Here is a 14,154-nt window from a genome sequence, read left to right as displayed (position 1 = left end):
CTTTTTCAAAATCAGGCGCCTCCGGTACGAAGGTAAGAAAGGTTTCTGTGCAAAGCCGGAAGTTTCCTGCGAAACGGTCAGAGATGCCGAGCAGCCAAAAGCTTTTTTGACAGCATCACATTTCAACAGGTTAGAATCGCTGGCACGCAGACTGCATGGTCAGTCCGTGCCCGTCTTTCAGTTTTTCCGGAGTACTGCCTTTGACTGCGACGACCATCAACAGCCTGTTCTTGATCGGCGCGTTGCTGGTGGGTGCGAGCATCCTGGTCAGTTCTCTTTCGTCGCGCCTGGGCATCCCGATCCTGGTGATCATCCTGGCCGTGGGCATGGTCGCCGGTGTCGACGGCGCCGGTATTCTTTTCGACAACTACGCCACGGCCTATCTGGTCGGTAACCTCGCTCTCGCCGTCATCCTGCTGGACGGTGGCTTGCGTACGCGGGTCTCGAGTTTCCGCGTGGCCTTGTGGCCGGCACTGTCGCTGGCGACGGTCGGGGTGTTGATCACTACCGGGCTGACCGGCCTGGCGGCGGCGTGGCTGTTCAATCTGAACCTGATCCAGGGCCTGCTGATCGGCGCCATTGTCGGCTCGACCGATGCCGCGGCGGTGTTCTCGCTGCTGGGCGGTAAAGGCCTGAACGAACGGGTCAGCGCCAGCCTCGAGATCGAGTCCGGCAGCAACGACCCCATGGCGGTGTTCCTGACCGTGACCTTGATCGGCATGCTCGCCAGCGGCCAGACCGACCTGGAATGGAGCCTGGTGGGGCATCTGGTGCGTGAGTTCGGCATTGGTGCGGTGCTGGGCCTAGGTGGTGGCTGGCTGATGTTGCAACTGGTCAACCGCATCAACCTGGCCAACGGTCTTTACCCGATCCTCGTCATCAGCGGCGGCCTGGCCGTGTTCGCCCTGACCAACGCCCTGCACGGCAGCGGCTTCCTGGCGGTGTACCTGTGCGGCCTGGTCATCGGCAATCGTCCGGTGCGCAGTCGCCACGGCATCCTGCACATGCTCGATGGCATGGCCTGGCTGGCGCAGATCGGCATGTTCCTGGTGCTGGGGCTGCTGGTCACGCCCCATGACCTGCTGCCGATCGCCCTGCCCGCCCTGGGCCTGGCGTTGTGGATGATCCTGTTCGCACGGCCCTTGTCGGTCATTGTCGGCCTGCTGCCCTTCAAGGCCTTCCATGGTCGCGAGAAAGCCTTCATCTCCTGGGTCGGCCTGCGTGGCGCGGTGCCGATCATCCTGGCGGTGTTCCCGCTGATGGCCGGCCTGCCCCATGCCCAGCTCTATTTCAACCTGGCGTTCTTTATCGTGCTGGTGTCGCTGCTGGTCCAGGGCACGAGTCTGCCCTGGGTGGCCAAGTTGCTGCACGTCACGGTCCCGCCGGAACCCTTGCCGATTTCCCGGGCGGCGCTGGAGGTTCATGTCACCAGCGAGTGGGAGCTGTTCATTTATCGCCTCGGGGCGGAAAAGTGGTGCATCGGCTCGCCCCTGCGAGACCTGAAAATGCCCGATGGCACCCGTATCGCGGCGCTGTTTCGGGGCCAGCAACTGCTCCATCCGTCGGGTAGTACGGTGCTGGAAACCGACGATCTGCTCTGTGTAATCGGTCATGAACATGACCTGCCGGCCCTTGGAAAACTCTTCAGCCAGGCACCACAACGGGGCCTGGATCTGCGTTTTTTCGGCGACTTCGTACTCGAAGGCGACGCCCAGCTGGCCGCGGTTGCAGCGCTGTACGGCCTGCAACTGGACGGCATCGATCCGGACATGTCCCTGGGCCGCTTCATTGCCCAGAAAGTCGGTGGCGCGCCGGTGGTCGGCGACCAGGTGGACTGGAACAACACCTTGTGGACCGTCGCGGTCATGGACGGGAACAAGATCGGCAAAGTGGGCGTCAGATTCCCCGAAGGAAGTCGCCCGGGTCCCGGCTTGTTCCTCTAAACTGCTCCCATTCTTTAATTTGCTCGTCCGGTCTCTATGCCTACCCTGCGCTCCTTTTTCGCCATCGCCCTGCTGGGCCTGAGTCTTTCCGTCTGCACGCTGCAAGCTGCTGAACCGCCCACGAGCGACTCGGTGCAGGCCAGCCTGGACAAGATCGCCGACCGAAAATTGCCGGAAGCCGACCAGAAAGCCTTGCAAGCGGTATTGCAAGACACCCTGGCCCAGCTCACCAGCAAGGCCGACTACGAGCAGAAACTGCTCGCCCTCAAGCAACAATTGGCCAGCGCGCCGAAACAGAACATCGAGAACCAGCGTGAGCTGGCGCGGCTCAAGAACACCGCCGTGCTACCGGTGGCACAGCGCTACGCCAACCTGCCGATTCCCCAGCTCGAGCAGATGCTGACGGAGCGCTCCACACAGCAGGGTGCCCTGCAAAAAGCCCTCGCCGATGCCAACAGCCTGATCATCACCGCCCAGACCCGCCCCGAGCGCGCCCAGGCCGAAATCGCCAGCAGCCAGACCCGCATCCAGCAGATCAATACCACCCTCAAGGCCGGCCGAGACGCGGGCAAAGCCCTGAGCGCCGAACAGCGCGACCAGCTCAACGCCGAACTGGCGGCCCTCAACGCGCTGATTCCGTTGCGTCGCCAGGAACTGGCCGGCAACAGCCAGTTGCAGGACCTGGGCAATGGTCAGCACGACCTGTTGATGGAAAAGATTGCCCGCACGGAGCAGGAAATCCAGGACCTGCAGAACCTGATCAACCAGAAACGCCTGGCCCAATCCCAGGAGACGGTGACCCAGCAGTCCATCGAAGCCCAGAAGGCCGGCGGCAGCAGCTTGCTGGCAACCGAAAGCGCGACCAACCTGAAGCTCTCCGACTACCTGCTCAAGAGTACCGACCGCCTCAACGAAGTGACCCAGCAGAACCTGCAGACCAAGCAACTGCTGGACAGCGTCACCCAGACCGACGCGGCCCTGGACGAGCAGATCAGCGTGCTCAAAGGCAGCCTGTTGCTCTCCAAGATCCTCTACAAGCAGCGCCAGACCCTGCCGCGCCTGAAGCTGGACCAGAACCTCGCCGACCAGATCGCCGACATCCGCCTGTACCAGTTCGAGGTCAGCCAGCAACGCGAGCTGCTGAACAACCCGAGTGCCTACGTGGACAGCCTGTTGGCGTCCCAGCCGTCGGAACAAGCCACCCCGCAGTTGCGCAAGACGTTGCTGGACCTGGCCCTGACCCGTATCGACCTGCTGGAGCGCCTGAGCCGCGAATTGAGCGCGGTCCTCAACGAATCCATCACCCTGCAGCTCAACCAGAAGCAATTGCTCAGCACCGCGCAAAACCTGCGGGCGACCCTCGAAGAACAGATGTTCTGGATTCCCAGCAACAAACCGCTGGATTTCGAATGGATGCGTGCGGTGCCGACGCGCCTGGAAAAACAGGTCGACTCGTTGCCCTGGGCTTCGAGTCTCAGTGAGCTGGCCGATGGCCTGACACAGCGGCCGCTGCTGTTCCTGCCCCTGGCCTTGCTGATCGGTGCACTGCTGTGGCGGCGCAAGCACCTCTACGCCCGGCTGAACAAGGTTCACCAGGACGTGGGTCACTTCAAGCGCGACAGCCAGTGGCACACGCCCCAGGCGATCCTGATCAACATCCTGTTGGCGATGCCGGTAGCCCTGGGGCTGGCCTTGTGCGGTTTTGCCTTGCAGATCGACGCCCGCGGCCAGAACGCCAACCTTGGCGCGGCCTTACTGCAGATCGGCCAGGCCTGGCTGGTGTTCTATACCGCCTATCGCATCCTGGCACCCGGCGGCGTGGCCGAGTTGCACTTCCGCTGGGAGAAACCCCAGGTCGAATTCCTCCAGGGCTGGATCCGTCGGCTCGGGCTGGTGGTGCTGGCGCTGGTGGCCGTAGTGGCCGTGGCCGAATTGCAGCCCGCGACCCTGGCCGACGACGTGCTGGGCATGCCGGTGGTACTGACCTGCTATGCCTTGATGGCCTGGCTGCTCAGCCGCCTGCTGCTGAGCAGCCCGACACACCGCAATGCCTCGCTGTTCCGCAAGGCCGTCGGGGTGATTTTTACCGCGCTGCCCATCGCGCTGTTCGTGGCAGTGTGCTTCGGCTACTACTACACCGCGCTGAAGCTCAGTGACCGTTTGATCAATACCCTGTACCTGCTGATGTTCTGGCTGGTGATCGAGGCCACCTTCGTGCGCGGCCTGTCGGTTGCGGCCCGGCGCCTGGCCTACCAGCGCGCCCTGGCCAAGCGCCAGGCGGCCAAGGAAGCCGGGGATGGCGAAGCGGTGGTCGAGGAGCCGACCCTGGATATCGAGAAGGTCAACGAGCAGTCCCTGCGCCTGATCCGCCTGGCCCTGCTGGGCGGCTTCATCGCCGCGCTGTACTGGGTCTGGTCGGACCTGATCAGCGTGTTCTCGTACCTGGACAACGTGACCCTCTACGAATACACCAGCGGCACCGGCGTCAACATGAGCATGGTGCCCATCAGCATCGGCGACTTGCTTGGGGCGCTGATCATCATCGGCATCACCTTCGCCCTGGCGCGCAACCTGCCGGGTTTGCTGGAAGTGTTCGTGCTGTCGAAACTGAACCTGGCCCAAGGCAGCGCCTACGCCACCACCACGCTGCTGTCCTATGTGATCGCCGGCGTCGGCTTCGTCACCACCCTGTCCACCCTGGGCGTGAGCTGGGACAAGTTGCAATGGTTGGTGGCCGCGCTCTCCGTGGGCCTTGGCTTCGGCATGCAGGAGATCTTCGCCAACTTCATTTCCGGGATCATGATCCTGTTCGAGCGTCCGGTACGGATCGGCGACACCATCACTATCGGCAACCTGTCGGGCACGGTCAGCAAGATCCGCATCCGCGCGACCACCATCACCGACTTCGACCGCAAGGACATCATTGTCCCGAACAAGACCTTCATCACCGGGCAACTGATCAACTGGTCGTTGACCGACACCGTCACCCGGGTGACCCTGAAGCTCGGCGTGGACTACGGCTCGGACCTGGATCGGGTCCGCGAACTGCTGCTCAAGGCCGCCCGCGACAACCCGCGGGTGCTGAAGGAGCCGGAACCGATAGTGTACTTCCTGAACTTCGGGGAGAGCACCCTGGACCATGAGTTGCGCATGCATGTGCGCGATCTTGGCGACCGCAACCCGGTGCTGGACGAGATCAACCGCTTCATCAACCGTGAGTTCAAGAAGGAGCACATCAACATCTCCTTCCGGCAGATGGAAATCTACCTGAAGAACCTGAGCGGCCAGGAATACAAGCTGGTGCCCGCCGAGCCCGACAAGAAAACCCTCACGCCCGTGCCCTCGACCGTAGCCAGCATCAAGCCGGTGCCAGAGCCGCCGCAAGACACACTCGACTGATGCGCGGTGCCACAGGGCATCGCGCCGGAGACGGCCATGAAAACGCTGGAAACCTTGTCCTTCGATAACCGCTTCGCCCGCCTGGGCGACGGTTTTTCCGCCCATGTGCTGCCCGAACCCATCGACAACCCACGACTGGTCGTCGCCAGCCCGGCCGCGATGGCGCTGCTGGACCTGGACCCGGCCGAAGCCCAGGCGCCGCTGTTCGCCGAGCTGTTCGGCGGGCATAAGTTGTGGGCTGAAACCGAGCCTCGGGCAATGGTCTATTCCGGGCATCAGTTCGGCCATTACAACCCGCAGCTGGGGGATGGCCGGGGGTTACTGCTGGGCGAGGTGTACAACGAAGCCGGCGAACACTGGGACCTGCACCTCAAGGGCGCGGGCCAGACGCCGTTCTCACGGATGGGCGACGGGCGGGCGGTGTTGCGCTCCTCGATCCGTGAATTCCTCGCATCCGAAGCGCTTCACGCCTTGGGCATCCCCACCACCCGCGCCCTGTGCGTGATCGGCTCGGACACCCCGGTCTGGCGAGAAAAACAGGAGCGCGCCGCCATGGTGCTGCGCCTGGCACCGAGCCATGTACGCTTCGGCCATTTCGAGTATTTCTACTACACCAAGAAACCCGAGCTGCATGCAGCCCTCGCCGAACACGTACTGAACCTGCACTTTGCCGAATGCCGCGAACAGCCGGAACCGTACCTGGCAATGTTCCGCGAAATCGTCGAGCGCAACGCCGAACTCATTGCCAAATGGCAGGCCTACGGCTTCTGCCATGGCGTGATGAACACCGACAACATGTCGATCCTGGGCATCACCTTCGACTTCGGGCCATTTGCCTTCCTCGACGACTTCGACGCCAATTTCATCTGCAACCACTCCGATGACCAGGGTCGCTATTCGTTCAGCAACCAAGTGCCCATCGGCCAGTGGAACCTCAGCGCCCTGGCCCAGGCCCTGACGCCGTTCATCAGCGTCGAAGCCCTGCGCGAGACCCTGGGCTTGTACCTGCCGCTTTACCAGGCCCATTACCTGGACCTGATGCGCCGTCGCCTCGGCCTGACCAGCGCCGAGGAGGATGACCAGAAACTGGTGGAGCGCCTGCTGCAACTGATGCAGAACAGCGGCGTCGACTACAGCCTGTTCTTCCGCCGATTGGGCGATCAATCTCCCGAACAAGCCGTCGCCAGGCTGCGGGACGACTTCGTTGACCTCAAGGGTTTCGACGCCTGGGGCGCGCTTTATATCGCCCGCGTCGGCCGTGAAGGCAGCATCGATCAAGAACAGCGCCGAGTCCGCATGCATGCAGTGAACCCGCTGTATGTGTTGCGCAACTATCTGGCCCAGAACGCCATTGATGCCGCCGAGTCAGGCGACTACGAAGAGGTCCGCCGCCTGCATACCGTGCTGAGCCGCCCGTTCGAGGACCAACCGGGCATGGACAGCTACGCGCAACGGCCGCCGGAGTGGGGCAAGCATCTGGAGATCAGTTGTTCGTCGTAACACAGCCCACTGACTGGAATCGGCCTCCAGCCAAACATGCTCCGTTGTGGCGAGACCATCAGATGAAGGTCTCGACAGACACTCCGAAACGCTCAGCCAACCAGCGGACCTGTCTCAAGTTGAGCTGACGCTTGCCACCTAATATTTCCGATACCACCGATTGGGTGCCGACACCCGGTAAGTCACTCTGGCTCATGCCGTGCTCGCGCATCAGATAACGAAGCGCTTCGACGCCGCTCGCCTTGGGCATGGGCCGGTGCTGATGGTCCCAAGCCTCGATCCATTCTCCAATGATGTCCACCAGACTCATCAACGGATGCGCCTCGTCTTCACCCACCCACTCCAATAACTCATCAAGAGCACCGGCCAGCCGGTCGTAATCCTCTTCGTTCCTGGGTTTGCGCAGCAGAGGCGACACAAACTCCCAATGAGCGGCCACTTGTTCTATCAGTGCACTCATCCCTTTTCCTCCTTCCACATGCCTCTGTCATATTCCTGATGATCCAGCACACATTTGATATACAAGCGCTGAGGCCGGTATCGAACCACAGCGATCAGTCGCAACTTGTTCCCACCTATATCGAACACATTCAGCGGGCCGACTTTATCGGTAGCGGGAAAAATGGACTTCATCGCCGCGAAGTCCGACGGATTGTTGCGCTCGATCAGCCGATACCATTGATCCAATGCGCCGGCTGAGCGTGACCACTTCTCCTTTGCTTCCCAGATGCGCTTCTCAGTGATCACGTGCACGCAATGTCCTTATCGCATTTTGCTATGGAAGAGTTAAACACACATGCGGCGCATCGCAAATTGCGATAGAGCCGAACAGACAGACGGCTCTCTGCCGCCTCGTTCAGCCTAGTTATCCAGAGCTTGAAGCTTCGGTTAAAAATGTGAGTGGATATGAAAGTCCCTATTCACCCAACCTTATCGTTCCCCTGCTCAGGCGTTTCGATTCCCGGCTCAGTCTCGGCGGCGTCCTTGTCAGTCGGTTTGGCCGGCGGTTTTTTCTCGGGGTAGCCGGGCATACCGCGGGAATCTTCGGGGGTCAGTTCATCCAGTTCATGGCGGCGATCAATTGCATAGGCGGGGGCGGCATTCGGGTCTTCGTCGCGACCGGCGGTGCCGAGTACCCAGCCGTCGTCGTTGGGGTTGTCCTGCGGGGCGCGAGTGACAGGTTCTCGAGGATGGCGCATGGGACCTCCATGGGTTGCGAACAGATGCGTTGTGGTTTTTTGAGGCCGCCAGGGGCCTTCAGTGCGGCGCATCTGATGAATGGCAACCTTGATAAACCGCCTCGGCGACACCAGATCAGGGTCATGACTGTCTTTTGGAGACCACCATGCCTGAGTCGATGCTGATCCCCTGCCCCCATTGCAACGGGCTCAATCGCATACCTGCCGAACGTTTGGGCGACCAGCCCAAGTGCGGGCGTTGCAAGGCCCCGGTGCTATTGGACAAGCCGTTCGAGCTCAAACAGGGTGATTACGCCAGCCAGATCAAGGGCGACCTGCCGTTGCTGGTGGATGTGTGGGCAGACTGGTGCGGGCCCTGCAAATCCTTTGCGCCGGTGTTCGAACAGGCCGCCACGCAACTGACCGGCAAATGCCGGCTGGCCAAACTCGACAGCGAAGCCAATCCGCAGCTGTCGGCGCAACTGGGGATTCGCTCGATTCCCAGCCTGATCCTGTTCAGGGATGGCAAGGAGGTCGCGCGCCAGAGCGGCGCGTTGCCCTTGCCGCAACTGATGAGCTGGTTGCGCAGCCAGGGGATCTGAGCCAGGCCATTGTGGGAGCGAGCCTGCTCGCGATGCGCAGGCACATTCAACATCGAGGTTGCCTGTCAATCCGCTATCGCGAGCAAACTCGCTCCCACATGGGCGACTGAGCCTATTCAGTCAGGCATTTTCCAGCAACCCATGCAACTCCACGAACTGCTGGGTCAGCTTGTGCCGCGCGTCCAGGTGAATCAGCGGCAGGCTGGCCTGATGGGATTCGCGCATACGCACCGAACTGCTCAGGTACACCGGCAACACCGGCAAGCCCTCGGCGATCAGTTCATCGAGCATCTGCTGCGGCAGGCTGGCCCTGGCCTGGAATTGGTTGACCACGATGCCTTCGATCTCCAGGCCGTCGTTATGATCCTCCTTGAGCTCTTCGATTTCCGCCAGCAGGCCGTACAGCGCCTGACGAGAGAAACTGTCGCAATCGAAGGGGATCAACACCCGATCTGCCGCAATCAACGCTGAAACCGCATAGAAGTTCAGGGCCGGCGGGGTATCCAGGTAAATCCGATCGTAATCTTCGTCCAGCTCTTCGAGCAATTTGCGCAGCTTGTTGATCTTGTGCTTGGCCTCAAGCTTGGGCTGCAGGTCCGTCAGCTCGGCAGTGGCGGTGATGACATGCAGGTTGTCGAATGGCGTTTCGTAGATATCGACCTTGTTCTTCTTCGAAAAGGGCCCGGACGACAGGGTCTGCTTGAAGAAGTCGGCAATGCCCATGGGGATATCGTCGCCGGTGAGACCGGTCAGGTATTGAGTGGAGTTGGCCTGTGCGTCCAGGTCCACCAACAACGTGCGATACCCTTCGCTGGCGCTGACCGCCGCCAGATTGCAGGCGATGCTGGACTTGCCCACGCCACCTTTCTGATTGAATACCACGCGCCGCATGTCAAAACCTCCGTGTATCAAAGATTCCCGAGTGTAGTAGGCGATGACACCGCTTCGCTACCTTCAGCATGGGTGGACTACAGCGTTAGAGGCTTTTTCCGCTAAAGAAGCGTCAGTTCGCCCGGTAGATGTCGGAAGCAGCCGACAGACAGGCGCGTCATAATCGCCACAATAAGCCATCTGAGCCGGGACGAACCCACGGTCAGATTTTCCCGCTTAGATGTAACCATTATTTGCTACAAGCCAACGGCACCGGGATAATGCGCGCCATTTGGGTCGCAAGACCATGCTGGGTTGGACGCGGGTCAAACCACTGAGCCGTGACAATAAAAAAGCCCGCAGGGATGGGATGAATTTTGTGATCAATTTCAATATCGCCCAATGGCGCGCATGGGCCCCTGGGCTCGAAAGCGTGGACGACTGGCAGGCCTGGAGCCGACAGCCGGTGATATTGCCCGCCAACGATGCCGCCCCTGATGTCTCGTTTCTGCCGGCCATGCAGCGCCGCCGTCTCAGCCGCCTGGCACGGATGGCCTTCAGTGTCGGCTGGCCCCTGGCCGAAGGCCGGCCGAACCTGCCGTTGGTCTTTATTTCCCGCCACGGTGAAACCCCGCGCACTTTCGAGATTCTCAAGGACCTGGCAGCCGAGCAACCGTTGTCGCCCACCCAGTTCAGCCTGTCGGTGCACAACGCGGTGATTGGCCTGTGGTCGATCATGCGCAACGAAACCAGCGAGATGACGGCCCTGGCCGCCACGGGCGACGGGTTGGAGCATGGCGTACTCGAAGCCGCCGCGCTGCTGAATGAAGGTGCGCCAGCGGTGCTGCTGGTGATTACCGAAGAGCAACCGCCCCAGGTCTATGCGCCTTGGGTCGACGACGTGCCGTTTCCCTATGCGATGGGGCTGCTGCTGACCCGGGGCGACGACTGGCAACTGGCCTTGTCCACCCCGCGGGCCCAACCGCCCGGCAGCGACTGGCCCCATGCCCTGGATCTGCTGCGTACCCTGCTGAACAACGAAACCACCTGCCAACATGCCTGGAAGAATCGTGTATGGACCTGGCAACGCAACCGGTGACCGGCAAGCATCGCGACGCTTATTACTGGCGCCTGCTCGCAACCGCCGCAAGCTTCGCCCTGTTCGGGCTGGGCGGGCTGTGCCTGCGGTTGCTGGTGTTTCCGCTGCTGGCCTGGTGGCCCGGCGATGCCCAGGCTCACCGGCAACGGGCCCGACGCACGGTTGGCCGGCTGTTCTGGTTCTTCATCCGGTTCATGGCTCGCACCGGTGTACTCACCTACCGGATCGACGGCGCGGAAAAGCTTGGCCGGCCCGGGCAGATGATCATCGCCAACCATCCGTCGTTGATCGACGTGGTGTTTCTGATCGGGCTGGTGCGCGATGCCAACTGCGTGGTCAAGCAAAGCCTCTGGGACAACCCCTTCACCCGCGGCCCGTTGCGCTCGACCCAATACATCAGCAACGACGGCAGCATGGACATGCTTGACGCCGCCAGCGACGCCCTCAAGGAAGGCCAGACCCTGATTGTGTTCCCCGAGGGCACCCGCACCCAGCCGGGCCAGGCGCCGGCCTTTCATCGGGGCGCCGCGGCCATCGCTCTGCGGGGTGCGAAAATCCTCACGCCCGTGACCATCAAGGTCAGCCCGACCACCCTGACCAAGGCCGAACCCTGGTATCGCATTCCCCAGCGCCGCGTGCACTTCAGTTTTCATGTGGGGGCCGATATAGATCCACAAGCGTTCGCCACGCTCGGGCCCCCGCCCCTTGCTTCGCGCAGGCTCAACGACTTTTTGCATCACTATTTCATCAAGGAGCTCGCCGAAGATGAGCGATCTGCACCGTGACATCAAACAGCTGATCATCGACGCCCTCGGCCTGGAGGACATCGAGGTCGACGACATCGGCGACCACCAGACCCTGTTCGGCGAAGGCCTGGGCCTGGACTCGGTGGATGCCCTGGAGCTTGGCCTGGCGATCCAGAAACAGTACGGCATCAAGATAGATGCCGACGCCAAGGACACCCGCAACCATTTCAGCAATGTGGCAAGCCTTGCGGCCTTCGTCACTGCAAAACGCGCTTGAGACCGGACCATGCAAACTCGTGACGACATTTTCAACACCCTGCGCGATGCCCTGGTGGAGCTTTTCGAACTGGACCCTGAGCGCGTGACGCTGGAATCGAACCTGTATCAGGACCTGGAAATCGACAGCATCGACGCGGTCGATCTCATCGACCACATCAAGCGCCAGACCGGCAAGAAAATCGCCGCTGAAGAATTCAAGACGGTACGCACCGTCAATGACGTGGTCGAGGCAGTCTATCGACTGGTCCAACCGGCCGCATGAGCCGGCTGATTGGCCTTGGCCTGCTATTGGCGGGCCTGCTGTACCCCTTTGCGGTGTATTTCGGCATGGAGCACTTCGCCCCATGGCAGTTCGGCCTGCTGCTGGGTAGCCTCTGGCTGGCCCGGGCACTGCTGGTTAACCGCGGGCCCGGCAATCTCTGGATGGCGGTCGCGGCGATCGTGTTCTGCGGGTTGCTCGCGCTGTTCGATAATCCGCTGCTGCTGCGTTGGTATCCGGTACTGATCAGTGCCTTCATGCTCGGGATGTTCGCCCTGAGCCTGAAATACGGCCCGCCGATGATCGAGCGCATAGCCCGCCTGCGTGAACCGCAGCTGCCGGCAAAAGCGGTGGTGTATACCCGCCAGGTCACAGTGGCCTGGAGTGTGTTTTTCCTGTGTAACGGTTTGCTCGCCGCTGCCCTGACCCTCTGGGCGCCGCTGAGTTGGTGGATGTTGTACACCGGCCTGATTTCCTACGGGTTGATGGGGCTGCTGTTTGCCATTGAATGGCTCATACGACAAAGGGTAAGAGGCCGCCCATGAATTGGATAACACTTGAGCAGATGTTGCTCAAGGCTCAGCCGGAGCGCGCAGTTGCAGTCGATCCGGCACTCAGTCATTCGCAACTGCGGGACGCGGCGCTGTGCCTGGCTGCGGGCCTGTGCGCCCGGGGCGTACAGCGCATGGCCGTGCACCTGGAAGACGCCGCCGACCTGGCCATCGCCCTGCTCGGCGCCTGGCGGGCCGGGGTGCGCGTCCTTCTGCCGGCAGACCTGCAGGCCCAGACCCGCCAGCGCTGGTCGGCCGAGGTCGACCTGTGGCTGACCGACCAGCCCGGCGACACCCATCCCGGCGATTTGCGACAGGCCCCCTTGGAGCCTGTCGAGCTGGACCTCGACCAATGCTGGCTGAGCCTGTGCACCTCCGGCTCCAGCGGCGAGCCCAAGCGCATCGAGAAAAACCTGCGTCAGTTGAGCAATGAAGTCCAGGCCCTGGAGCAACTGTGGGGCGCCGACCTGGGCCCGGCCTGCATGATCGGCAGCGTCGCCGCCCAGCACATCTATGGCTTGCTGTTCCGGGTGCTGTGGCCGCTGTGCGCCGGGCGGCCGTTCGTGCGTCGGCAATTGGCGTTCCCGGAAGACCTGCAACGCACCAGTCGCGAACACCCGGTCTTCGCCTGGGTCGCCAGCCCGGCGCTGCTCAAGCGCATGGGTGACAACCTCGACTGGCCGGCCCTGAGCAGCGTGCGCCGGGTATTTTCCTCCGGCGGCGCCTTGCCGGCCGAGGCCGCTCAAAGCCTGCAGCAGCGCCTGGACCAATGGCCGACGGAAATATTCGGCAGCTCGGAAACCGGCGGCATCGCCTGGCGCCAGGGCGATGAACGGTGGCAGCCCTTTGCCGGTGTCGAACTGAGCCAGGACAGCGACGGTGCCTTGCTGATCGCGTCGCCCTATCTGCCGCCCGGCCATGTAGAACACACCGCCGACGCGGCGCGGATTGACGCCGACGGGCGCTTCGAACTGCTCGGACGGCTGGACCGCATCGTCAAGCTCGAAGAAAAACGCATTTCCCTGCCGATGCTGGAACAGGCACTGATGGCCCACGACTGGGTGAGCGAAGCGCGGCTGGGCGTGGTGCGGGAAAATCGCGCCTCCCTCGGCGCCCTGCTGGTGCTGAGCGAAACCGGTCTCCATGCGTTGCGCAACCTGGGCCGTCGCGCCGTGACCGAAGCCTTGCGCCGCCACCTGAGCGGGCATTGCGAAACCCTGGCCCTGCCACGGCGCTGGCGCTGGTTGCGGCAGTTGCCCCTCAACGCCCAGGGCAAGTTGCCCCAGACCGAGGTCGAAGCCCTGCTGACGGAACCGCGTGCAAAAACGCCTGACGTGCTGGAGCAGCTCGAGACCGACGGCGAATGGAGCCTGCAATTGGTCGTGCCGCCGGACCTGGCGTACTTCAGCGGCCACTTTCCCACCGCCCCGGTCTTGCCCGGCGTGGTGCAGGTTGACTGGGCCCTGAACCTGGGCCGACAACTGCTGGACCTGCCACCGCGATTCGTCGGAATGGAAGTGCTGAAGTTCCAGCAACTGGTGCGCCCCGGCGATGAAATCCAGCTGCACCTGCGCTTCGACCGCGAGCGCAGCAAGCTGTACTTCGCCTACCGCAACGATACGGCAGCGTGTTCCAGTGGGCGGATTGTGCTGGGGGCGGCTGATGCCTGATTTTCCTGAACACATCGCCCCACTGTGGCGAGGGGATTTATCCCCGCTGGGTTGCGCA

Annotated in this window: 14 protein-coding genes; 10 read left to right on the top strand and 4 right to left on the bottom strand. The window is 62.2% G+C overall.

Going from position 1 to position 14,154, the window contains the following annotated elements:
* The first annotated feature begins 200 nt into the window (after nt 1–200).
* Genes LOY67_RS02320 through selO form a run of 3 tightly spaced genes read left to right on the top strand, consistent with a single transcriptional unit; the run spans nt 201 to nt 6,842 of the window.
* Nucleotides 201–1,943 (top strand): potassium/proton antiporter, encoded by a 1,743-nt coding sequence (locus LOY67_RS02320; protein ID WP_265065770.1) that lies wholly within the window; start codon nt 201–203, stop codon nt 1,941–1,943.
* A 36-nt stretch (nt 1,944–1,979) separates the two neighbouring features.
* Nucleotides 1,980–5,342, top strand: coding sequence for a mechanosensitive channel MscK (gene mscK / locus LOY67_RS02315; protein ID WP_265065769.1), 3,363 nt, complete (start codon nt 1,980–1,982; stop codon nt 5,340–5,342).
* A 36-nt stretch (nt 5,343–5,378) separates the two neighbouring features.
* Nucleotides 5,379–6,842 carry a protein adenylyltransferase SelO gene (selO, locus tag LOY67_RS02310; protein WP_265065768.1) on the top strand — a complete coding sequence of 488 codons (1,464 nt, stop codon included), beginning with the start codon at nt 5,379–5,381 and terminating at the stop codon, nt 6,840–6,842.
* A 58-nt stretch (nt 6,843–6,900) separates the two neighbouring features.
* On the opposite strand, the gene LOY67_RS02305 is transcribed toward selO, so the two are convergent.
* The 3 genes from LOY67_RS02305 to LOY67_RS02295 all read right to left on the bottom strand — a co-directional run bounded on the left by LOY67_RS02305 (nt 6,901) and on the right by LOY67_RS02295 (nt 8,041).
* Entirely contained in the window at nt 6,901–7,302 is a 402-nt protein-coding gene (locus LOY67_RS02305) for a helix-turn-helix domain-containing protein (RefSeq protein WP_265065767.1), read from the bottom strand.
* Nucleotides 7,299–7,595 (bottom strand): type II toxin-antitoxin system HigB family toxin, encoded by a 297-nt coding sequence (locus LOY67_RS02300; RefSeq protein ID WP_265065766.1) that lies wholly within the window; start codon nt 7,593–7,595, stop codon nt 7,299–7,301. Before LOY67_RS02300 ends, LOY67_RS02305 begins: the two co-directional genes overlap by 4 nt.
* Before the next feature lie 167 nt (nt 7,596–7,762).
* Entirely contained in the window at nt 7,763–8,041 is a 279-nt protein-coding gene (locus LOY67_RS02295; protein ID WP_265065765.1) for a hypothetical protein, read from the bottom strand.
* A gap of 146 nt (nt 8,042–8,187) precedes the next feature.
* On the opposite strand from LOY67_RS02295, the gene trxC reads away from it, so the two are divergent.
* Nucleotides 8,188–8,622 (top strand): thioredoxin TrxC, encoded by a 435-nt coding sequence (gene trxC / locus LOY67_RS02290; RefSeq protein WP_265065764.1) that lies wholly within the window; start codon nt 8,188–8,190, stop codon nt 8,620–8,622.
* A gap of 120 nt (nt 8,623–8,742) precedes the next feature.
* On the opposite strand, the gene LOY67_RS02285 is transcribed toward trxC, so the two are convergent.
* Complete coding sequence (locus tag LOY67_RS02285) at nt 8,743–9,513, bottom strand: ParA family protein (protein ID WP_047700450.1); 771 nt, start codon at nt 9,511–9,513, stop codon at nt 8,743–8,745.
* A 349-nt stretch (nt 9,514–9,862) separates the two neighbouring features.
* Between LOY67_RS02285 and LOY67_RS02280 the strand changes: the two genes are divergently transcribed.
* From LOY67_RS02280 to LOY67_RS02255, 6 genes are read left to right on the top strand one after another with little or no spacing between them, the layout of a single operon-like run.
* Complete coding sequence (locus LOY67_RS02280; protein ID WP_265065763.1) at nt 9,863–10,591, top strand: beta-ketoacyl synthase chain length factor; 729 nt, start codon at nt 9,863–9,865, stop codon at nt 10,589–10,591.
* Complete coding sequence (locus tag LOY67_RS02275) at nt 10,567–11,376, top strand: lysophospholipid acyltransferase family protein (protein ID WP_265065762.1); 810 nt, start codon at nt 10,567–10,569, stop codon at nt 11,374–11,376. The genes LOY67_RS02280 and LOY67_RS02275 overlap by 25 nt, the downstream gene beginning before the upstream one ends.
* Entirely contained in the window at nt 11,357–11,614 is a 258-nt protein-coding gene (locus LOY67_RS02270; RefSeq protein ID WP_024779865.1) for a phosphopantetheine-binding protein, read from the top strand. Before LOY67_RS02275 ends, LOY67_RS02270 begins: the two co-directional genes overlap by 20 nt.
* 9 nt (nt 11,615–11,623) lie before the next feature.
* On the top strand, nt 11,624–11,878 hold the full coding sequence (locus LOY67_RS02265) for an acyl carrier protein (RefSeq protein ID WP_024779866.1): 255 nt from the start codon (nt 11,624–11,626) through the stop codon (nt 11,876–11,878).
* Nucleotides 11,875–12,420 carry a hypothetical protein gene (locus tag LOY67_RS02260; RefSeq protein WP_265065761.1) on the top strand — a complete coding sequence of 182 codons (546 nt, stop codon included), beginning with the start codon at nt 11,875–11,877 and terminating at the stop codon, nt 12,418–12,420. Before LOY67_RS02265 ends, LOY67_RS02260 begins: the two co-directional genes overlap by 4 nt.
* Nucleotides 12,417–14,096: an AMP-binding protein gene (locus LOY67_RS02255; protein WP_265065760.1), complete on the top strand. Its 1,680-nt coding sequence runs from the start codon at nt 12,417–12,419 to the stop codon at nt 14,094–14,096. The genes LOY67_RS02260 and LOY67_RS02255 overlap by 4 nt, the downstream gene beginning before the upstream one ends.
* The last annotated feature ends 58 nt before the right edge of the window (nt 14,097–14,154 follow it).

Origin of the sequence: Pseudomonas sp. B21-056 (genome assembly GCF_026016325.1) — a bacterium.
Lineage (GTDB): Bacteria > Pseudomonadota > Gammaproteobacteria > Pseudomonadales > Pseudomonadaceae > Aquipseudomonas.
The sequence above is the reverse complement of the archived record's forward strand: the minus strand, read 5'-3'. Positions and strand labels throughout refer to the sequence as shown.